Origin of the sequence: Pseudomonas marginalis (assembly GCF_008692035.1) — a bacterium.
Lineage (GTDB): Bacteria > Pseudomonadota > Gammaproteobacteria > Pseudomonadales > Pseudomonadaceae > Aquipseudomonas > Aquipseudomonas marginalis.
In genome coordinates this window covers 67,141-87,903 of record NZ_VTFG01000002.1, presented here as the reverse complement: position 1 = coordinate 87,903, position 20,763 = coordinate 67,141, and the positions used below count along the sequence as shown (strand labels likewise).

Genomic DNA, 20,763 nt, shown 5'->3' with positions numbered 1-20,763 from the left:
CCAATTTTCCAGGTGCAACGCCTGTTGCTTGAGCTGGTCGGCCAGGGTAACGCTCGGCCTTAAAAATTGACGGTGGCGGACAATCGCGCCGTGCGCGGCGCACCCAGGAACAGGTAGCCGTCGCCTGCGGATTCACCCACATCGCGCCAGTAGCGTTTGTCGAACAGGTTGTCGACAGTCAGGCGCAGCACAGTGGCGTAATCGCCCACCTTGGTGCTGTAGCGACCGCCCACATCGAACACCGCGTAGTCGTCGACCTTCACCGTAGCTTCGCGGTTGGCGTATTTGCTCGCGCTGTATTGCACCCCGCCGAGCAAGGCCAGGCCAGGGACGCCGGGAATGCTGTAGTCACCGTGCAGGCTGGCGCGCAGCTTGGGCACGTTGATTGCCTGGTGGCCGTCGTAGTCGTCGGTGCCGCTGCCACTGACCCGGGCGCGGATCGCTGCAACGCTGGCCGACACTTGCAGGTCGGAAGTCAGGTGGCCGTTGGCGGACAATTCGAGGCCCACATTTTTCTGCTTGCCTTGCTGCACGAAGGTGATGGTGCCGTCGTCGTTCGGTCGGTTGTATTGCAAATCCTGGGTGATCTGGAACAGCGCCGCGGTCAGGCTCAGGCGCTGGAAGTCACGCTTGACCCCCACCTCCAGCTGGCGCGAGGTGGTCGGCGGCAGCACCTCCTCGGCGTTGCTGCTGAACCACGCGGCCTCGCCACCCAGGGACAGGCCCTTGCTGTAGCTGGCGTACAACGAGGTGTCCGGGCGCGGTTTATAGATCAGCGCCACCTGGGGCAGGAACACGCTGCGCTGGGTGTGCCGAGTGGTGACGCCGGCCTGGTTGTAAGTCTCTTCATCGAGGCGTACCTGGCGCCCGCCGAGGATGGTTTGCCACTGCTCGTTGAAGCTGATGCGGTCGCTGGCGAACAGGCCGTACTGGCGGCTGTCGAGGCGCCGGTAGGTGTGGCCAAGCGGGCCGTCGTAGGGTTCCAGTACCGGTGACGGCTGGTAGATATTGCCCTCGCCGATGTACGCGTTGACCGACGTGCGCCGGTCCACCAGGCGACGGAACGCGGTGGTGCCGAAGGTCAGGTCATGCTTGAGGAAACCGGTGTCGAACTGGCCATTGAGTGCAGCCTGTGCTTCTTCGTTGCGGCGGGTGTCGTCGGGGCTGCGGTAGTCGGAGATGTCATAATCGCCCTCGGCGCTGAAGTGGTTGGGCACAGCGGTATTGGCGCAACTGGCGGCACCGTAGCAACCCCAGGCGAAGGTGCTGTAGTCGTCGATCACCACGCGGCTGCGGGAGGCGCTGAAGCTGGCCTTCCAGGCGTCGTTGAAGCGGTATTCGAACAACCCGTCGAGGTTCAGGGAACGGATGCCCACCGGGTTCGACCAGCTCTGGTACGCCAGCAGGTCCTTGGGCGAAACGTGATGCGGCACGTCGGTGCCGCCGAGCAATTGATAGCCCGGCACCGAGCGCTGCTCGCGGTCCTGGTACTCGGCGTTGAGTTGCAGCAGGGCGTTGGGGCTGATGTTCCAATCCAGCGCCAACGAGGCGAAGTCGCGCTTGCCGTCGGCGTGCTCGACATAGGAGCGGATGTCTTCGTGGGCCAGGTTGATGCGTACGCCCACTTGCTGTTCGGTGCCGAGCCAGCCGCCGACATCGGTGGCCAGGTAGCGCTCGCCCTGTTCGTTGGTGGACACCGTCACCGAGCGCACATTTTCCGGGCGCTTGCTCACGTAGTTGACCAGCCCACCGGGCTCGGAGACGCCACTTTGCAAACCGGCCAGGCCCTTGAGCACTTCCACTTGTTGCTTGTTTTCCAGCGCCACGTTCTGCTCGCCGGTGATGGTGCGACCGTTGATCTTGTAGCTGCTGGCCGGGTTGAGGGCGAAGCCACGGATCACGAAATTCTCGTAGTAGCCGACCGGCGCATAGCTGTCGCCCACCGAGGCGTCATTCTTCAACACCTCACTGAGCAGGCGTGCCTGCTGGTCTTTCAGGCGCGCTTCGGTGATCACGGCGACGGACGCCGGGGTGTCCAGCAACGGCGCGTTATCGAAGCCGGCCACGGCGGCTTTTTTTGCCTGATAGTCGGTGGTTTCCTGGCCGACGACGGTAACGGTGTCCAGCGTCGCATCCTGGGCATGGGCCGCCGCAGCGGCGAGGGTGATGCTCAGGGCGAGCAGCGTGTGACGGTAAGGTGTAGCCATATAAAGAGCGCTCCAAAGGTCTGCCGGCCATTGCCGTACGCCTTTATCGGGCGCAAAGGGGCCCAGCGCTGCGCAACGGACGGGTTGCCAGTTCGTGATGAAAAAGCCGAATTCGCCGAAAGTGGCGTCAGGCCGGAGCTGCTCCGGTAGTCATTGGTAAACGTGCGTCGGCGGCCCATTCCTGCAAGGAGCCGTCGTAGATCGCGATGTCCTGGCGACCCAGCAGGGTCAGGGCCAGCGCGTTGGCAGCCGCGGAGATACCGCCGCCGCAATACAGGATCAAAGGGCCTTCGCTGTGCAGCAGCGTGGGGCCAATCGCCAGGGCCAGGGCATCCTTGGGCAGGTAGCGGCCGTGGGCGTCGAACAGCAGGCGGGCCGGCAGGTTAAGGCTGCCGGGGATATGCCCGCGTCGGGCGTAGCGGGTGGCAGCGGTACCTTCAAAAAGGGCCGCGCCGAGGGCGCAGATCAGTTGTCCCCGTGCGTTGCCAGCGACGATTGCTTCTACGCCGCTGCGGTCAATCCATAGCTCTGGGCGTGGGTTGATTGACCAAGGGGGCACAGGCGTTATCGGCTTGGCAGAGCCGCTGTGTTCGGGCAGACCGGCTTCACGCCAGGCGTTGAAACCGCCATCCAGCACCCTGGCGTCGATACCTGCTCCACGCAGCATCCACCACAACCGTGCGGCCCAGAAGCCGTCGGCACGGTCATAGATGACCACGGCTTTTTCTTCGCCTGCGCCAAGGTTTGCCAGGGCGCTCACCAGTGCCTCGGGGCGCGGCAAGGCAAAGCTGAAGCTGGCCTGGGTGTCCGCCAGTTCAGTCAAGAGGTCGGCATGCCGCGAGCCTGGGATATGTGCCTGCAACCAGCCGTCGTAACCGCTATCGACGCGGTAATCGCCATCGAACTCGGGTGAGGGCAGCACGACGGTGGCATCCAGCACCACTACTCCAGGGTCGTCCAGATGCGCCTGCAGCCATTGGCTATCGACCAGAATACTCATACGGTTTTCCGTCGGATATGGCCGAGCAGACGTTGCCCTTGCAGCCCGGCAAACCAGCGCAAATGGCCCAGCAGATACCTGTAGTACGCCACATCTGCACTGGCCGTGGAGCCCACCACATCCTGGTAATACGCCACTTCGGACAGCGCGAAATCTACATGCACCAACGGCAGCAAGGCGCTGAGGGTATGTAGATCCTTCGCGCCCAGCGGGCGCACCTGGTGATAACCGGCAAGCAGCGCATCGACGCTGTCGAGATCGGCGCGAGCCGCACCGCCAGTGTCCAGTTCCAGCCAGGGTATGGCGTTGCGTTCGATGGCCGTGGCCAGGTCGAAGAGGGCGAAAGTGCGGTCGGCCAGGCCGAAATCCAGCACGCTCGAAACGCTGCCATCAGCATTCCATAACAGGTTGGAGGCGTGCCAGTCGTTGTGAGTCCACAACGGTGGTTGTTCACGTAGCAACGGGTGCAACGCGTTGTGCCACGGCAACAACAGTTCGCTGAGTTGGGCTCGCCAATCCTTGCCTGCCAGGTAAGGGCTGGCGATGTTGGCGATGGCTTCCAGGGGCGCAGACTGTTCGATCAGCCGTGCGTTGGCCAGAAGCACATGGGTCCGGCGTCGGGGCGCGTCGTGGTGTTCGGCGGCCTGATGCAAACGCGCCAACGCCTGGCCGGCGGCGAAGGCATGCTGAAGATTCTGGAACGGCGACCACGACAGCGCATCGCGGTACAGGTCCAGGCCCTTGGCAACGTGGTGCACTTCATAGGTCCACTCACCTTGCACCGTGGCCGTCGCGCCATGTCGATTCGGCACTACCGCCGCCACCGGCGCGCCCCGGCGATGCAGGTGGGCGATCAGTTGGTGTTCTTCTTGCAGCCACGCGGCTTGGCGCACCCGTTGGTGATGTCGTTTGACGAACAGCGTCGCGTTACCGGTGGTGATCAATCCGGCGGCGGAAAACGGCCGTGGGCTATGCCAATGCAGGCTATGCAGCGGACCCAGTTGCGGGTACTCCCGCAGCAGGTGTGCGATGTCGGTTTCGTGCAGGGCCGGCCAATCGGCGGCAACCGGCTCCAGCCCCAGGCCGTGAGCGGTGCGTTGGGGGTTCATGCGCTCACCTCGGGCAGATAAGCGTTGCTGGTTGCGCCTTGCCACACCTGCGGATCGTCGAGCACCGCATGCTCGTGCAGCCATTCGGCGTAGGGTGCCAGCAGCGCCTGGCGTTGCTCACCCCAGCGGCCTTCATGCAGCCAGGTCGGGGCGATTTTATGCAGCGAGGCACTTAGCAATTCGGCCGGGAAATACGGCGTGGTGTGTTCGTAGGCGGCGAGGGCAATCGCCGGATCCTGCGCCACGGCCAGGTAACCGCGGGCGGTGGCCGCGAGGAAGTCACGCACCACTTCAGGTTTGTCGGCGAGGGTGCGTTCGTGGGTGCCGAGCAGGTAGCTGTGATAGGCCGGAGCGCCGATGTCGTCCACCGGCAACACCACGCGGCGCGCCGCTTCGATAGGACTGTGCATCAACGCTTCCCAGGCCCAGTAACCGCCAAAACTGGCGTCGGCGATACCTTCGGCGAGCTGCTCGGGGCGCAGTTCGCGCACACCGCTGTCCACCAGGATCACCGCGTCGAAGTCACCTCCGTCGCGGCTCACCAAGTGGCGCACCATGGCCAGGCCACGTGGTGTCGGGTTGAGGGCCAGGCGCTTGCCGACCAGGTCTCGCGGGCGACGGATGCCGGAATCGGTGAGGGTCTGGATCGACTCCAGGCCCGCATGGTTGATCGCCGCGATGCCTTGCAACGGTTGGCCCAGGGCACGGCGCACCAGCAGGCGGTTGCTGGGAAATACGCCAAAATCCGCCGCACCGGCCAGCAGGTGCTGCAGGGTGTCGCCACGGTAGGGGTCGTGCACCACCAATTCCACATCCAGGCCAAGCTCTTCATACCAGCCGCGCTCCCGCGCCAGGTACAAACCCGCCGAATTCGGCCAGGGATGGAAGTACTCGAGCATTACCTTTACCGACACCATCGCTTGCCACTCCAGTCCAACGTGTTTTGATGGAAGCGATTTATAAGGGAGTGATCTGGTATATACCAATATCCTTTATTGCTATGGATATAACCGCAGCGCGGTCTGAATTCACCGTTCCGGACCCTAGGGCGACAACCGAGGAGCGTCAATCATGTAGCTCAACGTCATCCGACTCAGTGCCCGGATCCCCACCGCCAGGCTCGGGTCATCCACCTGGAAGCCCGGCGAATGGGTAGGCCACACGTTTTTGCCCTCCAGCGCAGGCGGTGTCACGCCCATACGCATGAAAATCCCCGGAATCTGGCGGGCGTATTCAGCGAAGTCATCGGCACCGTAAGTGCCGTTGTCGATCCGTACTGGCGTGGTCGACACCTGTTGCAGCACCGGCATCAACTGGTCGACCAACGCAGTGTTGTTGTAGCCGGCGCGGTAATTCCCCGGCAGGTAGTCCACCTTGGCGGTGGCCCCCGAGGCTTCGGCGATGTGCTCGGCGGTGCGGGTCATGCGCTGCAACACGTCCTCGCGCTGTTCATCGCTGACGGTGCGAATCGAACCTTCCAGGCGCACTTCGGCGGGGATGATGTTGTGGCGGTCCCCGGCTTCGATACGGCCCACGGAAATCACCGGTGCTGGCAACAGGCTGAGGTTGGATTGGCGACTGGGAATGGTCTGCCAGGCCAGGATCACCTGGGCGGCGACGGGCACAGGGTCGATGCCGGTCCACGGGAAGGCCGCATGGGTCTGGCGGCCGATGATGCGCGCGACAAAGGTGTCGGCTGCCGCCGTGGTGCGTTGCCGGCTGAGCGTGAAAGTCCCCGCCGTACCCGCAGTTACGTGGATGCCGAAGATCACCGCTGGCGCGGGATTTTGCAGCGCGCCGTCCTTGATCATCAATTGCGCGCCGCCTTGTTCACCGAGCGGCGGCCCTTCTTCGGCCGGTTGGAAGATCAGCTTGAGGGTGCCCGGCAACTGCTCGCGATGGGCCGCCAACACCTCGGCAACCCCTAGCGCCATCGCCATATGCGCATCGTGACCGCAAGCGTGCATCACCCCGACGTCCTTGCCACGGCTGCGAAAGTCAGCGCCTTCATCTTTGCTGCGCACTGTCGACGCGAACGGCAGGCCGGTTTCCTCGGTGAGCGGCAGCGCGTCCAGTTCGGCGCGAATCGCGACCACCGGGCCAGGTTTGCCACCAGGCAAAATGCCAATGACACCGGTATGCGCGATGCCGGTCTGCACCTCCAGCCCCAGTTCCCGTAGGCGTTGGGCGATGCGCTCGGCGGTGTGGAACTCGCGATTGCCCAGCTCGGGTTGTTGGTGAATCGCGTGGCGCAGCTCTATCACGCCGGGCAATGCCTGGCTGATCTGCGCGTCCAGGTCGTCCCAAGGCTCGGCGGCCGACACGGAGCCAGACAGAAGCAGCAGGGAAATCGGTAGCTTCAACATATCCAGGGCTCAATAAGTAAACGCAATCGGCGGTGCTTTCGCGTTCAGCAAATAATCGCCAATTGCCTTGTACTTGTACGCCAGGGCGTCATGGGTGGTGTGGGTGCGTGCGTTGCGCCAGTGACGGTCGAAGTTGTAGCGCGACTGGGTGGTGGCTGCGCCGCCGACTTCATACAGGCGCTCGCACACGAAGAGGGCGGCGCGGGTTGAGGCGATCTTGGCTTCGGCCACGGCAATCGAGGACTTCACCAAAATAGCTTCCAATTCCTCACCCTGCGCCAGCCCCTGCAACTGCGTGCGTGCGGCCAGGTCGACCGCCCCGGCGGCTTTCTCCACCAGCGCTTCGGCGCCATGGATGCGCGCGGCCAGATCGCCGAGGGTGTGCAGGATGTACGGGTCGTGGCGCGCCTGGTCCACGCCACTTTCGCGCACCGGTCGCGAGCCAGTGCGCGCCCATGCTACCGCGTCATCCAAGGCTGCCAGGCCGATGCCGACATCCAGGGCACAGTGGATCAGTTGCGCACTGGCGCCGACATAGTTGCGGCGTTGATACCACTGCGCCAACGGGATCACTTGCTCGGGGCGCACCGGCACATTGTCCAGCAGGGTACTGCCGCTGGCGGTGACGCGCTGGCCCATGCCGTCCCAATCATCCAGCAGGGTGATCCCGGCGGTATCGACGGGCAGCATCACGTAGACCGCGTTGCCGGCCTCGTCCACGGCCTGGATCTTCAGCAGGTCGGCAAACAGGCAACCGGTGCTGTAGAACTTGCTGCCATTGAGCACCAGTTGATCGCCGCGACGCTCCAGGCGCGTGTGGATTTCACCGCGAAAGGTGCCGCTGCGTTCGGCAATCGCGCCCGATGACAACTGGCGCTCGGCAAAGGCACCGAGGTACTCGCGCTGCTGCTCGGGGTTGGCGATCAGGCGCAGGTGCTCTACCGTGGCGAAATGCGGAAACAGCGCTTGGGCCACACTCGGATCGGCCTTGGCCAGGGTGATGAAAATCTGTGCCACCTGCAGTTGGCTGACGTCGCCGCCGCCCAGCTCAGTGGGGACCCGGGCGGCGCCCAGGCCGGATTCGCGGATCAGGTCGAGCTGCGCATAAGGCAGGATTCTGCCGGCGTCGCGTTCGGCGGCACCGGGTTGGATCTGCGCGGCGAGTTGGTGGGCGAGGGCAAGGTAATCGGTCATGGAAAGGTCCATCAAAGAGGTCAGGAAGCGTCGCGCAGAGCGCTGCGCGGGACGCCGAGCAACAGGATCAAGGTGCCGCAGGCCACCAGCGCCGCCACGATATAAAGCGCCAGGCTGATGCTGCCGGTGGAGGTCTTGATCGCACCGATCATGATGGGTGTCAGCAGGCTGCTGATCTGCCCGCAGCAATTGACCAGCGCCAGGCCTGCGGCCTTGGCGTGGTCCGACAGGTAATACGTGGGGATGGTCCAGAAAATCGCCGTGGCCACCAGGTAGCCGCTGGTCATCAGGGTCAGTACGGCGATTGCCGAGTACGGGCTGAACAGAAAGTTGGGCAGCACCAGCATTGCCAGCGCCGCCGTGAGGCCGCCCAGCGCGAAGTGCCAGCGCCGCTCCTGATTCACATCCGAATGGCGGCACGCCCACAGCATCACGCACACGCCGATCACATAGGGCAAAGCCGAGAGCAAGCCCAATTGCCCGAGGTTGCTGACCCCGGAATCGCGAATGATCGACGGCGCCCAGATGTTGGTGACATTGCCGGTGCACATGATGGTCAGGCAGTAGGCCAGGGTGATAAACCACACCTTGCGATCCTTCAGCGCCTCTACAAAACGCGAGTGCCCACCGGGTTTGCGCTGCTGGCGTTCTTGGGCCAGGGCCTGTTCGATGGCGCGTTTTTCATCCGCACTCAACCACTTGGCCGACGCCGGTTTGTCGTCCAGCCAGTACCAGGCGAACAACCCCGCGAGCACCGGCGGAATGCCGGTGATCACGAACAGCCATTGCCAGCCGGTAAAGCCGCCGATACCGGCGAAGTGCGCCATGATGCTGGTCGACAGCGGCCCGCCGATAATTCCGCACACCGCAATCGCCATGATGAAGCGCGAGGTAATGCGCGCGCGGTGGCTGGCCGGGAACCAGTAGGTGAGGTACAGGATTACCCCTGGGAAGAATCCGGCTTCGGCGGCGCCCAGCAACACCCGCAGCACATAGAACTGCGCCGGGGTCTGGGCAAACGCGGTGGCGATGGTCACCAGTCCCCACAGCACCATGATGCGCATCATGGTTTTTTTCGCGCCGATCTTTTCCAGCAGCAGGTTGCTGGGAATCTCGAACAGCAGGTAACCGATGGAGAACACCCCGACGATGATGCCGAACGTGGCGTCGCTGATGTTCAGGTCGGTCTTGAACTGCAAATGCGCAAAGCTGATGTTGACCCGGTCCAGCCAGTTGAGCACGAAGCACAGGAACAGGAACGGCATGATCCGCCACGCCAGTTTGCGATACAGGCGTTGGTCGAAGGTCGCCTGCGGGCGTTCGAAGTTCGTCATCACCAGCTCACGTCGACTTTAGCGAAGTAGTAGGCGCCTTCCAGGCCATAGGGCGAGTACCAGCTGTAGGTGGGGTTGTCGGTGGGGAAGAAGTAGAAGCGCTTGGCCTCATCATTCAGTTGCTGCGGGCGCCGGTCGAAGATGTTTTCGCCGCCGACGGTGACTTTCACCGCGTCGCTCAACCAGTAACCCACGCTCAGATCGGTGATGAATGCCGGGCGAATTTTTTCATCGCGACTGGCCGAAATCTGGTTACGCCCGGTGACCTTGGAATAGCGGGTTTCCTTGAGATTCACCTCAAAATCCCCCAGTTGCCAGGCGGCATTCAGCGACGTGGTGTTTTTCGGGTAGGCCGAGGTCAGGTTGCCCTGGCGGTCACGGCCCATCACGCTGACGCCGGTGCCGGCCAGTGCTGCGGGCTCCTTGATCTTCTCGATGGTCTGCAGGCTCTGATTGCTGAGCAAGGTCCATTTGGTCTTGCCGTAGCGGCCCAGGTCATAGCGGTAGTCGGCCACCAGGTCGATGCCACGGGTGCGGGTATCGGCCAGGTTGCCGAAGTACGAGACGATCTGGTTCGGGTTCAGGCCCTGGGCGGCCAGCACGTTGGAGACCGCCGTGCCTTGCAGGTTACTGGTCTGCAGGATGCGATCCTTGATGTCGATCTGGTACAGGTCGACCGTAATGTCCAGGTTCTCGGTCGGTGTGGCGACAAAGCCGAGGCTGTAGTTCATCGAGCGTTCAGGCTTGAGCTCCTTGGCGCCCAGGGCCTGGCCGGCGGCGTCGTTGACAGTGACGTAGCGCGTGGTGGCCTGCTCCAGTTGCCCGGTGAGCGGGCTGGTGCGCCAGGCGGTCAGCGACGACGAATAGAACTGCTGTTGCAGGGACGGCGCGCGGAAGCCGTTGTTTACGGTGCCGCGCACGGCGAATTGCGGGGTGAACGCGTAACGCGTGGAGAACTTGCCACTGCCGGTGTCGCCGAAATCACTGTAGTGCTCGAAACGCCCGGCCAGGCTCACGTCCCATTGGTCGGTCAGGCTTTGGCTGAAGTCGACGTAGCCTGCGGTGTTGGTGCGTGAGTAGTTGTGCGCGTCGGCCGGGGTGAAACCCACCAGCCCAGGCGCGCCAGGGTTGGGGCGTTGGCCGGCGAGTGGGCTGCCGGCAGGGAACACGTAGCCGCCATCGGCATAAGAGGCGTATTCGCCGGCCTGGATCTCGAACCCATCGCGGCGGAACTCAAGGCCGGTCGAGACGTTCAGCGGCTTGGCAAACAGCCCGGTATCGAACGCACGGGTCAGGTCGAGGTTATTGGTCCATTGGCTGGCGATCAGGTTGCCGCCGTCCATATCCTGAGGGCTGTTTGGTCCCAGGGACGGGTTCAGCGAACGCTCGTTGCGGGTGTTGGCGTTGTTGTAGCCGTAGCTGCTGCTCAGGTCCCAAGCCCAGCCCAGCAGGTCGTCGTTGCGCACGCCGAACACGCTTTGGAAGTCGTCTTCTTCCACCACGAAACGCGGCGAGAAACCGTCCGGGTACACCGAGACAATGTTCTGCGGCGAGTTGGCGGTGCGGTAGGTGCCCCAACTGGTGGAGTTGCGGTGGCTGAGGGTGGAGAACGAGTACAGCGTGTAGTCCTCGTTCAGCGGCAGTTCGGCGTTGTAGCCGAAGTTATAGGTTTGCGAACGGGGCTGGCCCAGTTGCTGGCGGTAACGGCTTTCACTGGTTTCGCGCGGGTCGGGCTGGCCGTTCTGGCGGAAATAGATGCTGGTGCGGTCCGGCACGGCGCCGGCCACGTTGGAGCTTTCCTGGAGGCCGATATCGGCGCTGAGGCTGAAAAAGCCGTCATTGGGCAGCTCAAAGCCCTGGTTGATCTGGCCCTGGCCCCGCGCGCCGAAATTGCCCTTGCCGCCCACACGGTTGGCGTACTGCCCATATAGGGCGCTGCCGCTGCCGCCGGAGCGGTTGGTCTTGAGGATGATGTTGATCACCCCGGCAATCGCGTCCGAACCGTATTGCGCCGCCGCGCCGTCGCGCAGCACTTCCACGTGGTCCACCGCGGCGATGGGGATCAGGTCGAGGTCGGCGGGCGACTGGCCGCTTGAGGTGGCGGCGGTCTGCACAAAGATCAGCGACGTATTGTGGCGGCGCTTGCCGTTGACCAGCACCAGCACATGGTTACCGCCCAGGCCGCGCAAAGTCGCGGACTTGACCGACAACCCGGTGCCGCCGGTAAACCCTGCAGCATTGGTATAGGACGGTACGCTGGCGGCCAGGGCGTCGCGCAGGTTCTGTTTACCGGAGCGGGCGAGGTCGTCGGCGCTGATCACATCGATCGGCGCCAGGCTCTTGGCCACGGTGCGACCGCTGTCCCGGGCACCGGTGACCACCACGGTTTGCAGGGCCGTGTCACTGGCCGCCGACGGTCGTGACGGGTTCTCTTCAGCGTGGGCTGTCGGTTGGGCGCACAGCCCGAGGATGCCGACAGTCAGCAGGCTGAGCCTGGGACGAAAGCGGGTGTAAGGGCGAGACATGGTGAGGCTCCAATGGTTAGGTGCCGCTTTCCATTCCTGATGGTGGGAGTTCCTGACAGTACTGGGGAGGCTTATGTGTTGGCTGTTTCTAGTTATAGGGGTGGGGGCTACACCTTCGCATCGCGCCCTAGCATCACGTCCTGGCGAGCCTGGTCGACCAGTGCCATCTGCCGCGTCAGTCGGGCTTTGCGTTCGGCCAGCAGCAAGGTCTTGGTCCATTCCACGGCCTTAGAGGAATGGTTGGCCAGGCGTGCGGCCAGTTCCAGCGCGCTGGCGTAGGCGCCGTCCACCACCTGATTGACCAGGCCGATGGCCAGCGCCTCCTGGGCGTTGAACTTGCGCGCGCTGAGCATGATGTCCAGGGCTGCTGCTTCGCCGATCAGGCTGGGCAGGGTGATCGCACTGAAACCCGACAACATGCCGTGCTGCACTTCCGGAAAGTGGAACCGCGTGTCATGCCGCGCAATACGGAAATCGCAATGAATCGCCAGGCTGATGCCCAGGCCCAAGGTGTGGCCGTGCAACGCGGCAACCACCGGTTTACTCAGGTCGTTGCCGACGCCGGGCAGGGCGCGAGCCAAGACGTCACTGCTGACCGTCTCGCCGGTGGCGTCGATTTCCTTGAGGTCGGAGCCGGCGCAAAACGCCCGCTCGCCGGCACCGCGCAGCACGATGGCGCGCACCGCGTGGTCGTGTTGAGCGCGTTGCCAAACCTCGGCCAACTCGTGCTTGGCCTGGCTGTCCAGTGCGTTCAGGCGCTCCTGGCGGTTGAGGGTGACGACCAGAATTCCTTCGCCAATAGCTTGGTACTCGACTGTCATGGTGTGCTTTTCATTGAGAGAGAAAGAAAGACGCGATTGCCCCTTGAGGTCTGCGTCAAAGTGAGGAAAACTTAATCGATGTGCACAATGCAAACAATATGTTTGTTATATGAACATATTCTTATCGGGTCAAAAACGGTTATAAAAAATGAAAGCCATAGTTCTAAAAGCCTTCGGCGGGCCGGAGCAATTGCAGGTCGAGGAGGTGCCGACCCCGCAGGTTGGTGCGGGTGAAGTGTTGGTCCAGGTCGCGGCAGCAGGGGTTTGCCATCACGACCTGTTGCACCGTGCCGGGCGGTTACCGGGAGCCCATACCGGCGTGGTACTGGGCCATGAGGTGGCGGGTGAAGTGGTTGAGGTGGGCGCGGGTGTGCACCACTTGACGGTCGGCGCCCGGGTGGTGGTTTACCAGCGACGCTTTTGCGGTCAGTGTCGTGACTGCCTGCGCGGTCGCCAGGATCTGTGCCGGGCCCTGGGCCTGCCATCGGTGGATACTGAAGGCGCCTATGCCGAATACCTGCGAGTACCGGCGATCTCCGCCATCGAACTGCCCGACGGTCTGGACTACATCCAGGCCGCCTTGGCGTCCTGCCCGATCGGCACCAGCGTGCGCGCTTTGCACGGCGAGGCCGCGCTCAAACCCGGCGAAAGCGTGTTGATCAATGGCGCCAGCGGTGGCCTGGGCGCCCATCAGATTCAATTGGCCAAGGCAGCGGGCGCGCGGGTCATTGCCGTCACGGGCAGTGCGGACAAGCGTGACTTTCTCCACAGCCTGGGCGCCGATGACGTGATTGTGAGCAGCGGCAGCTACAGCGCCGAGGTCTGGAAACTCACCGGCAAACGCGGCGTGGACGTTGCCATGGAAAACCTCGGCAGCACCCTCGAAGACACCCTGCGTAGCATGACCCTCGGAGGGCGCGTGGTGGTGTTGGGCAATGTGACGCCCGCCAGTGTGCCGATCAACCCGGGGCTGTTGATCGGCCGACGCCTGCGGGTGCAGGGTTCGGGCAGCGCGACGCTGGAAGAGGTGCGCCTGGCACTGGCGTTGATCAAGGGCGGGCAGGTCAAGCCGCTGATCGACCGGGTGCTGGCGTTTCACCAAGTGGCTGAGGCCCATGCGCTGCTGGAGTCGCGTCAGGTCAATGGGCGTATTGTGTTGAGCGGGTGGTAAGCATGGACATCAGTACGCTGCTCAGCCAGGCGGCCTTTAAATGGCCGGACCACATCGCACTGCACGAACCGGCCAGTGCTCGCACCCTCACGTTTGACGAATTGGACCGCGCCCTCAGCGGCGTCGGCCAAGCGTTGGAGCGGTTGCAAATCCCGGTCGGTGCGCGGGTGGCCTTACTGGCCGACGCCAGCATCGACTACCTGCTGGCCGACTATGGCTGCATGGCCAGCGGCCGCGTGCGCGTGCCGTTGGACCCGGCCCTGGTGCTTGACGAATTGCTTGCTCAGCTACAGGACGCGGGCGCTGCCTTGCTGCTGTTTTCCGAGCAGTACACCGGTGTGGCGCAAGGCTTGGGCATCCGTTGCCTGCCGCTGCACACCGTCACCGAATCCAACCCCGTCGACATCCTCCCACGCCCGGCGCAATCCCCTCAGGCACTCGCCTCGCTCAACTACACCGGCGGCACCACCGGCACGCCCAAGGCGGTGATGCATCGGCATGCCAGCTTGTGCGCGGTGTTGCAGAACATCGTCATGGGCCGGGGCGCGGTGGTTGGCGATGTACTGCTCAACGTCCGTCCGCTATGGCCGATTGCAGCGGTGGCGGTGCTGGCCCATTTGCTCAGCGGCGGCCGAGTGGTGTTGGGTGGTCGCTTCGACGGCAAGGCCTTCATCGCTCAGCTTACTGAGTACCGGGTGGCGTTCAGTTCCCTGGTGCCGACGCAATTACTGCGCCTGTTGCGCGAAACCGGCCCTGCAGCGGCGGATCTTCCGGTATTCAAGAGCCTCGATGTCGGCGCTGCCGCGTTGACCGGCGAAGTGCTGGAAGGCTCATGCAGCCTGTTCAGTGAACGCATCGGCGTGCTCTACGGCATGACCGAAGCGCCCTGGAGTTGCTACCTCTCGCCCGCGCAAATGGCGACGGTGCGCGCGGCCGGCGACAGTGGTGAAGGCGTGGTGGGCCGACCGTTGTTCAGCGCCGCGATCCGCATCGATCAACCGGACGCAAACGGTGTGGGCGAGATTCTGCTCGGCGGGCCGCAATTGATGAGTGGTTACTGGCAGCTCGAGGGCCTCAGTGCCAAGACCCTGGACAACGGCTGGCTGCGCAGCGGTGACCTCGGGCGCATTGGTGCCGATGGGCTGCTGCGCGTGCTGGGGCGTTGCAAGGACATCATCCGCAGCGGCGGCAAATCCGTGCAGCCCGGTGAAGTCGAACAGAACCTGCTGAGCCATCCCGGCGTGCAGGACGCCCACGTGTTTGGCCTGGCGGACCTGGAATGGGGCGAGCAAGTGTGCGCAGCCGTGGTATTAGAGGGTTCGCAAGACCTGTCGGCGCAGCAGTTGATGGACCACTGCCGCGCCGGCTTGTCGCGCTACAAGGTGCCGCGCCGCATTTACTTCATCGACGAACTACCGCGCTCCCACTACGGCAAGGTGCAGAAAAACCGCCTGCTCGCCGCCCTGGGCCTCAGGCCCTAAAGGTTGCCCAACTGCGCCGCGATACCTTCACAGGCGCGGCGCACATGGCTGGCCAGGGACGAGCCGGGGTGGGTTTCGTCTTCCATCTCAAGCCCGGCCACGACGACCGCGCCAATGGCCTGCCCGGCTTCCACGCGTATCGGAAACGCCACCGACGACAGGCCAGGCTTGAACTCGCCATGGCCAAACGCGAAGTCCTGCTGGCTGCGGATCAACTCCAACGCCGGCCGTACCTTGGCATACCGCGCTTCGCCCAGGATCGCCTGCGCGGCCGCCTCATTGTAGGTGGCGAGCACCGCACGCCCGCTGGGGCTGCCGTCGATGGGGAACTGGTCGGCGAGGTCGACAATCACGTTGAGCGGCGTGGTCGGCGTCCACATCCGCTCGATCAACACCACCTGGTCACCTACCGGCACCGACAGCGACACAATCGCCTGGCGCTCGCCGATCACCCGTTGCAACTCGATGGCGTAGGGCAGGGCGATCTTGCGCAGGTTCAGGCGGTTCAGGTACGCCGCCGAATAGATCAGGCATTCCGGGCCGATGCGATAGGTGCCGCCCTGGGACTCGATCAGGCTCCAGTGGGTCAGGGTCTTGAGCAGGCGATGAATGGTGGTGCGGTCTATACCGGTCAGCCGCGCCAGGTCCAGAGCGCTGGCGCCATGCTTGAGCCCCGAGAGGGTGCGCAGCAGTACAATCGAGCGGTCGATGACCTGTACGCGCCCACCGGTATTTTCCTTGTTACTGGCAGGCGGAGAAGGCGTCGAAGAAATATCCATGGTGGCAGCAGCTTCCGAAATCATTATGTTCGGCAAGCGCGGATCGCAGGCTTGGCCGGTGGCCAAGGTTAGCCGCGATCCGTTGCTGGGTGAAGCCTTGATTTACGTGTCGAAGAACACCTGACCCGTCGCAATCGTCTGTATGTGTTCAAGTCCCTACTGCAAAACGCCCAATGGCCCGACGCCGATGCCCTGGCTGCGTATGCACCACTGATCATGGCTGGGTCTCCTTATTATTATGGTGAAAAACGGCGAAAGCGCTGACCGGTTCCCGGGCTGTTACCAGAGTGTTTTCAACGGCCTTGGGGTCGGCATAGCCAAGGCTCATGCCACACACCAGCATCTGGTCGGCGGGAATGCTCAACATCTCTGAAATGACGTTGTGGTATTTGAGGAAGGCGGCCTGCGGGCAGGTGTGCAACCCCCGCCCGCGTGCCGCCAGCATGATGTTTTGCAAAAACATGCCGTAGTCCAGAAGGCTGCCTTGCTCCAACACGTTGTCCACGGTAAACAGCAAGCCAACCGGCGCGTCGAAGAACCGGTAATTGCGCCCGTGCTGTTGGTGCATGCGTTGTTTTTCACCTTTGGCAATCCCAAGCAGCCCGTAGAGGTCCCAACCCACCTTGCGCCGGCGATCGATGTAAGGCGTGATCCATTCGTTCGGGTAGTAGGCGTAGGGCTCCTGCATATCGCTGCTGAGTCGTGGGTCGTTGTCGATCGCGCTGATGGCCATTGACAGGCGCTCTTTCGCTTCACCGGTTACAACGTGCACCTGCCAGGGCTGCATGTTCACACCCGAGGCACTGAAGCGTGCGACATCCAGAATCGCTTCGACTTCCTCATGGGGCACGGCTGTCGGCAAAAAGGCCCTGATGCTGCGCCGTGACATGATTGCCCAATCGACAGTGCGCTGGGTTTCTAGCGCAGACAGCGGTGGTGGTGATAAGCGATTCAAGATACGCATCCTTTTAGCGGGTTCCGTTCAGGGGGAGTCGTCGGCCGGCGACTGCGCGATTTTCATGTCGAGGGATTTTTCGTCGAAACTGACCATGGTCATGGGCGCGTCATACTCGATCTCGTCTAACCATACAACCGCTGTTCAATCTCTTCGAGCGTGCTGCCTCGTGTCTCCGGTACCCACACAGCGACAAAGGTCAGTGACAGAAGTCCCGCTCCCACGAATACAAAGAAGGTTTGGCCGATCCCGATTGTCGCAACCAGAGTTGGAAAGAACATGCCGATCATCACGTTGGTCAACCAGAAGGCTGCGATAGCCATACCCATGCATCCGCCGCGGATGCGCATTGGGAAAATTTCTGCCAAAAGTACCCAGAAAGCAGGCCCGATCAGCCCTTGCATGGAGGCAAGGAACATCGCCATGGCTCCGAGAATGAGCATGGCGCGGGTAACGGAGGGGTCGACAAAAACTGAGACCAGGCCAATCAACAATAAAGACAATGTAGTGCCGGTGAAACCGAGCAGCATCATTGGGCGACGGCCCACGCGGTCCAGCAGAGCAATACCCACGAACGTTGCGCCAATCGAGATAACGCCGTTTACGACATTGGCGATCAGTGCACTACGTTGTTCCAGGCCTGCTTCTGTGAGGATCTGGGTGCCGAAGTACATGATTGAATTGACTCCGGTCAGCTGCGACGTAACAGCGATACCGATGCCAATCAAAAAGATTCGTCGCGCGCCCTTTTGAGACAGGTCGCGCCAGCCACCTTTTTTGATGAATCGTTCGTTGCTGATCTGTTGGGTAATGGCCTCCATTTCAGCCTTGGCATAGTACTCTTCCCGTACTAGTTTCAGTACTTCCAGGCCCTCTCTGAAGCGGCCTTTGGTTGCCAGCCAGCGCGGGCTTTCGGGCATGTAGAGCATTCCCAACCAGAGTGCCACTGCTGGCAGGGTTGCCAAGGCAAGCATCCATCTCCACACACCATCGAGATCGCTGAACAAATTGCCCAATGTGGCGTTAGTGGTGAAGGCCAGGAATTGCCCGGTGACGATCATCAACTCGTTACGGGTAATGATGCGACCGCGGATGCTGGACGGAGCCATCTCTGCAAGATACGCCGGCACGACGACCGATGCGCCGCCCACCGCTAACCCGAGCGTGAAGCGGGCGGCCACCATGACATTGAGGGTGGGCGCCAGCGCACAAGCCAATGCGCCAAGAAAAAACAGCACGGCGAGGAAAAGAATGATACGGCGGCGTCCCTTGAGGTCTGATAAGCGACCGCTGCACAGCGCCCCCATCATTGCGCCGATCAACAAGGCACTGGCGACCAGGCCTTCCGTAAATGGCGTCAGGCCCAGGTCATCCTTCATGTAGAGCAGGGCGCCATTGATGACGCCGGTATCGAAGCCGAAGAGCAGGCCGCCAAACGTGGCGATCCAAGTCACTTTTTGCAGGTAGCGCTGTGCCTGGCGTTTTTCAGGACTTACATAGGCGGCTGAAGTGTCTGCCGTATTTCCGTAGGAATTAATTGTCATTGTGATATTCCTGACTGAAACTCATGGGGAGGCTCACTCGCCATTGCGGTGAGCGATTTAATATGGAATTACATTGGTTTTTTCTCGTGGTGCGATTCAGATGGACTGGGGTTTGAAATCGCTGGCGGCAACCGGCATGACGCTCTTTAGCAGTCTTACGGACTTTTCCAAGCCCTCGAGGCTGTTGAGTAAAACGTCCTCATGCTCAATCGATAGCCAGCCATCGTAGCCAGCCATTTTCAAGCGGTAGCAGAACTGCCTCCACCATTGCTCGCCGTGGCCGAATCCAAGTGTGATGTAGGACCAGCTACGGGATGAGATATCCATCAATGAGCCATTTTCCAGGAGTGAGTCCACGGCCTGGACTGGCGCATTAAGCAAGGTATCCTTGGCATGTACGTGGTAGATGGCAGCGCCCAGTGCCTCGGCGGCTACCAGCGGATCAGCGCCCATCCAGAACAGATGAGAGGGATCCAGGTTGGCGCCTATCACCGGTCCGATCGCATGGCGTAGTTTCAGAAGCGAACGGACGTTGTAGACGCATTGGTTACCGTGCAATTCCAACGCGATACGCTCCACACCATTTTCCTTGGCCAGGTCAGCGATCTCGCTCCAGAAGGGCAGCAGGCGTTCTTCCCATTGATAGCGCAGCATTGTCTGGGTTTCGGGAGGCCATGAGGCAACCACCCAGTTCGGCATCCTGTCGCCGGCCCGACCTTCCGGTAAGCCAGACATGGTGCAGACGGTCTTGACTCCCAGTTCACCGGCTACGCGTATCGTGTCCCGGAGGCATTGGCCTTGTTCGGGCTGTGTAGGATGCAAAGGGTTGCCGTTGGCGTTCAGGGAAATGATTTCCAGATTGTGCTCCTGGAAGCTGCGTTTGAGTGCCTTGCGGTCGTCGGCGCTGGCGAGCATCTGTGCCAAGTTAAAGTGTGGTGCGGTCGACCATCCGCCGGTGTTGATCTCCAGGCCCGACACTTCCAGGCGTTCCGCCTGCTTGAGCATCTCCCGCAATGGCAGGTGACCGAGGCTATCGGTGACGAATCCCAGCTTCATGACGTAGCTCCTTCTCTCGATCGGTAGAGGGGCGGTGCTTCCAGCGTCGGCAAAACGACCCGGCGACGCTGATTGAGCGCCTCGATGCCAGCTTGAGCGACAATGGCTGCGCAATAGCCGTCCCAGGCACTCGCGGCATGGACGGGGAACCTTCCTGTGGTGATGAACTCCACGAATGCTTTGTTCTGCAGGCGGTAGGCGTCGGCGAAACGCGGCCGCCAATCGGCAGCGTACCGTTCAAAACCCTGAAGACAGGTGTTGAAGCGAGCATGTACGGGGGTGACCAGTTGCACGGAACCCAGCTCGCCCACCAGCTCGCCACGGACGTCGTACCCGTAATGGGCGTTGTTGTTGATTTCGATGTTCACCAGATGGCCTTCCCGGGTTTCCAGCACCATGAATACCGGGGCGCCGACGCCGTCCTTAGACGTGTGGGTGGGTTGGAACACTGAAATGGCAACGTATTCAGTATCGAGCACGTGACGTGCCACATCGAATTCATGAGGCGCGGAGTTACTGATCGCCATTTGCCCGCTGAAGTTGGCGGGAGCTTCTACGTTGCGATGGAAATTGTGCATCATCACAGCCCGACCGATCACGCCGTCGCTCAAGGCACTTTTCATTTCCCTGTACGAAGGGTCAAACCGGCGCATAAAGCCCAGTTGCACGAATTGGCGACCCCGGGAGGCTTCTTTGTCGATGACCGCCAGGCACTGGTCCGGGCTTTGAGACAGCGGTTTCTCACACAGTGCAGGTTTCCCTGCATCGATGGCTGCCATGGTCAGGACCGCATGGGTTTCGTCCGGGCTGGCGATGATGATTGCATCGACATCGGACCTTGAAAGCGTGAACAGTGGATCAGTGGAAACGTCAGCGGCGCCATAACGGTCAGCTATCAGCTTCGCTCGCTCTGGCGACGCATCACACACCACATGCAAAGTGGCTCCCGGAAGGTCCTGGGCAATGATGCGGGCGTGATCTTCCCCCATAATCCCTGCGCCGATAACGGCGATTCGTATGCTCATATTCAACTACCTATCAATGGGCGAAAGTCATCAACGCCGCGTCGAACTCGCGAGCGTGTTGATTGAGAAAGGAGGTGCGCAATAGGGCACAAGCGGCGTAGCCGTGGCGGTCGAAATCAACCGGTGGGGACGAGTTACTCATGGGGCGATCCTGGCGGTTTGTTGTGTTTGTTATGCCTCGATTATTAGCACCGAA

The 20,763-nt window shown here is 62.1% G+C and carries 18 protein-coding genes; 3 read left to right on the top strand and 15 right to left on the bottom strand.

Annotated elements, in window-relative coordinates; genetic code table 11:
- Positions 1-59: 59 nt before the first annotated feature.
- The 9 genes from FX984_RS20285 to FX984_RS20245 form a co-directional block, all read right to left on the bottom strand.
- Complete coding sequence (locus FX984_RS20285) at positions 60-2,207, bottom strand: TonB-dependent siderophore receptor (RefSeq protein ID WP_146477429.1); 2,148 nt, start codon at positions 2,205-2,207, stop codon at positions 60-62.
- Between the two features lie 127 nt (positions 2,208-2,334).
- Complete coding sequence (locus FX984_RS20280; RefSeq protein ID WP_146477431.1) at positions 2,335-3,207, bottom strand: sulfurtransferase; 873 nt, start codon at positions 3,205-3,207, stop codon at positions 2,335-2,337.
- Entirely contained in the window at positions 3,204-4,316 is a 1,113-nt protein-coding gene (locus tag FX984_RS20275) for a phosphotransferase (RefSeq protein WP_098479914.1), read from the bottom strand. Before FX984_RS20275 ends, FX984_RS20280 begins: the two co-directional genes overlap by 4 nt.
- The gene (locus FX984_RS20270; protein WP_027603372.1) at positions 4,313-5,233 is read right to left on the bottom strand and encodes an ABC transporter substrate-binding protein; all 921 of its coding nucleotides are present in this window, start codon (positions 5,231-5,233) and stop codon (positions 4,313-4,315) included. The genes FX984_RS20275 and FX984_RS20270 overlap by 4 nt, the downstream gene beginning before the upstream one ends.
- A 126-nt stretch (positions 5,234-5,359) precedes the next feature.
- Positions 5,360-6,682: an amidohydrolase gene (locus FX984_RS20265; RefSeq protein WP_146477433.1), complete on the bottom strand. Its 1,323-nt coding sequence runs from the start codon at positions 6,680-6,682 to the stop codon at positions 5,360-5,362.
- Between the two features lie 9 nt (positions 6,683-6,691).
- Positions 6,692-7,876 (bottom strand): acyl-CoA dehydrogenase family protein, encoded by a 1,185-nt coding sequence (locus FX984_RS20260; protein ID WP_098479911.1) that lies wholly within the window; start codon positions 7,874-7,876, stop codon positions 6,692-6,694.
- Positions 7,877-7,896: 20 nt separating this feature from the next.
- Positions 7,897-9,210 carry an MFS transporter gene (locus FX984_RS20255; protein ID WP_222935656.1) on the bottom strand — a complete coding sequence of 438 codons (1,314 nt, stop codon included), beginning with the start codon at positions 9,208-9,210 and terminating at the stop codon, positions 7,897-7,899.
- Entirely contained in the window at positions 9,210-11,735 is a 2,526-nt protein-coding gene (locus FX984_RS20250; RefSeq protein ID WP_146477435.1) for a TonB-dependent receptor plug domain-containing protein, read from the bottom strand. The genes FX984_RS20255 and FX984_RS20250 overlap by 1 nt, the downstream gene beginning before the upstream one ends.
- Positions 11,736-11,842: 107 nt before the next feature.
- Positions 11,843-12,556: an enoyl-CoA hydratase/isomerase family protein gene (locus FX984_RS20245; RefSeq protein ID WP_146477437.1), complete on the bottom strand. Its 714-nt coding sequence runs from the start codon at positions 12,554-12,556 to the stop codon at positions 11,843-11,845.
- Positions 12,557-12,704: 148 nt separating this feature from the next.
- On the opposite strand from FX984_RS20245, the gene FX984_RS20240 reads away from it, so the two are divergent.
- Both FX984_RS20240 and FX984_RS20235 read left to right on the top strand, forming a co-directional pair.
- Positions 12,705-13,727, top strand: coding sequence for an alcohol dehydrogenase catalytic domain-containing protein (locus tag FX984_RS20240; protein WP_098479907.1), 1,023 nt, complete (start codon positions 12,705-12,707; stop codon positions 13,725-13,727).
- Between the two features lie 2 nt (positions 13,728-13,729).
- Positions 13,730-15,208 carry a class I adenylate-forming enzyme family protein gene (locus tag FX984_RS20235; protein ID WP_098479906.1) on the top strand — a complete coding sequence of 493 codons (1,479 nt, stop codon included), beginning with the start codon at positions 13,730-13,732 and terminating at the stop codon, positions 15,206-15,208.
- On the opposite strand, the gene FX984_RS20230 is transcribed toward FX984_RS20235, so the two are convergent.
- Positions 15,205-15,987: an IclR family transcriptional regulator gene (locus FX984_RS20230; RefSeq protein ID WP_098479905.1), complete on the bottom strand. Its 783-nt coding sequence runs from the start codon at positions 15,985-15,987 to the stop codon at positions 15,205-15,207. The two genes, FX984_RS20235 and FX984_RS20230, sit on opposite strands and share 4 nt — an antisense overlap.
- On the opposite strand from FX984_RS20230, the gene FX984_RS32970 reads away from it, so the two are divergent.
- Positions 15,986-16,111 (top strand): hypothetical protein, encoded by a 126-nt coding sequence (locus tag FX984_RS32970; protein WP_256592556.1) that lies wholly within the window; start codon positions 15,986-15,988, stop codon positions 16,109-16,111. The two genes, FX984_RS20230 and FX984_RS32970, sit on opposite strands and share 2 nt — an antisense overlap.
- Before the next feature lie 90 nt (positions 16,112-16,201).
- Here the strand turns inward: FX984_RS32970 and FX984_RS20220 are convergent, their stop codons facing one another.
- The 5 genes from FX984_RS20220 to FX984_RS32965 form a co-directional block, all read right to left on the bottom strand.
- Positions 16,202-16,951 carry a nitroreductase gene (locus FX984_RS20220; protein WP_092359230.1) on the bottom strand — a complete coding sequence of 250 codons (750 nt, stop codon included), beginning with the start codon at positions 16,949-16,951 and terminating at the stop codon, positions 16,202-16,204.
- A 116-nt stretch (positions 16,952-17,067) separates the two neighbouring features.
- A complete protein-coding gene (locus FX984_RS20215) occupies positions 17,068-18,486 on the bottom strand; it encodes a sugar porter family MFS transporter (protein ID WP_092359228.1) in 1,419 nt (472 codons plus the stop codon).
- A 96-nt stretch (positions 18,487-18,582) separates the two neighbouring features.
- The gene (locus FX984_RS20210; RefSeq protein WP_027603376.1) at positions 18,583-19,542 is read right to left on the bottom strand and encodes a sugar phosphate isomerase/epimerase family protein; all 960 of its coding nucleotides are present in this window, start codon (positions 19,540-19,542) and stop codon (positions 18,583-18,585) included.
- Complete coding sequence (locus FX984_RS20205) at positions 19,539-20,567, bottom strand: Gfo/Idh/MocA family oxidoreductase (RefSeq protein ID WP_146477439.1); 1,029 nt, start codon at positions 20,565-20,567, stop codon at positions 19,539-19,541. Before FX984_RS20205 ends, FX984_RS20210 begins: the two co-directional genes overlap by 4 nt.
- A 13-nt stretch (positions 20,568-20,580) precedes the next feature.
- Positions 20,581-20,709: a hypothetical protein gene (locus tag FX984_RS32965; protein WP_256221047.1), complete on the bottom strand. Its 129-nt coding sequence runs from the start codon at positions 20,707-20,709 to the stop codon at positions 20,581-20,583.
- Between the last annotated feature and the right edge of the window lie 54 nt (positions 20,710-20,763).

Coding starts and splice junctions, on each gene's coding strand:
- FX984_RS20245 (WP_146477437.1), bottom strand. CDS start 12,556: ATGACAGTCGAGTACCAAGCTATTGGCGAAGGAATTCTGGTCGTCACC.
- FX984_RS20270 (WP_027603372.1), bottom strand. CDS start 5,233: ATGGTGTCGGTAAAGGTAATGCTCGAGTACTTCCATCCCTGGCCGAAT.
- FX984_RS20250 (WP_146477435.1), bottom strand. CDS start 11,735: ATGTCTCGCCCTTACACCCGCTTTCGTCCCAGGCTCAGCCTGCTGACT.
- FX984_RS20215 (WP_092359228.1), bottom strand. CDS start 18,486: ATGACAATTAATTCCTACGGAAATACGGCAGACACTTCAGCCGCCTAT.
- FX984_RS20240 (WP_098479907.1), top strand. CDS start 12,705: ATGAAAGCCATAGTTCTAAAAGCCTTCGGCGGGCCGGAGCAATTGCAG.
- FX984_RS20220 (WP_092359230.1), bottom strand. CDS start 16,951: ATGCGTATCTTGAATCGCTTATCACCACCACCGCTGTCTGCGCTAGAA.
- FX984_RS20230 (WP_098479905.1), bottom strand. CDS start 15,987: ATGGATATTTCTTCGACGCCTTCTCCGCCTGCCAGTAACAAGGAAAAT.
- FX984_RS20265 (WP_146477433.1), bottom strand. CDS start 6,682: ATGTTGAAGCTACCGATTTCCCTGCTGCTTCTGTCTGGCTCCGTGTCG.
- FX984_RS20285 (WP_146477429.1), bottom strand. CDS start 2,207: ATGGCTACACCTTACCGTCACACGCTGCTCGCCCTGAGCATCACCCTC.
- FX984_RS20235 (WP_098479906.1), top strand. CDS start 13,730: ATGGACATCAGTACGCTGCTCAGCCAGGCGGCCTTTAAATGGCCGGAC.
- FX984_RS32970 (WP_256592556.1), top strand. CDS start 15,986: ATGGTGGCAGCAGCTTCCGAAATCATTATGTTCGGCAAGCGCGGATCG.
- FX984_RS20210 (WP_027603376.1), bottom strand. CDS start 19,542: ATGAAGCTGGGATTCGTCACCGATAGCCTCGGTCACCTGCCATTGCGG.
- FX984_RS20260 (WP_098479911.1), bottom strand. CDS start 7,876: ATGACCGATTACCTTGCCCTCGCCCACCAACTCGCCGCGCAGATCCAA.
- FX984_RS20275 (WP_098479914.1), bottom strand. CDS start 4,316: ATGAACCCCCAACGCACCGCTCACGGCCTGGGGCTGGAGCCGGTTGCC.
- FX984_RS32965 (WP_256221047.1), bottom strand. CDS start 20,709: ATGAGTAACTCGTCCCCACCGGTTGATTTCGACCGCCACGGCTACGCC.
- FX984_RS20280 (WP_146477431.1), bottom strand. CDS start 3,207: ATGAGTATTCTGGTCGATAGCCAATGGCTGCAGGCGCATCTGGACGAC.
- FX984_RS20255 (WP_222935656.1), bottom strand. CDS start 9,210: ATGACGAACTTCGAACGCCCGCAGGCGACCTTCGACCAACGCCTGTAT.
- FX984_RS20205 (WP_146477439.1), bottom strand. CDS start 20,567: ATGAGCATACGAATCGCCGTTATCGGCGCAGGGATTATGGGGGAAGAT.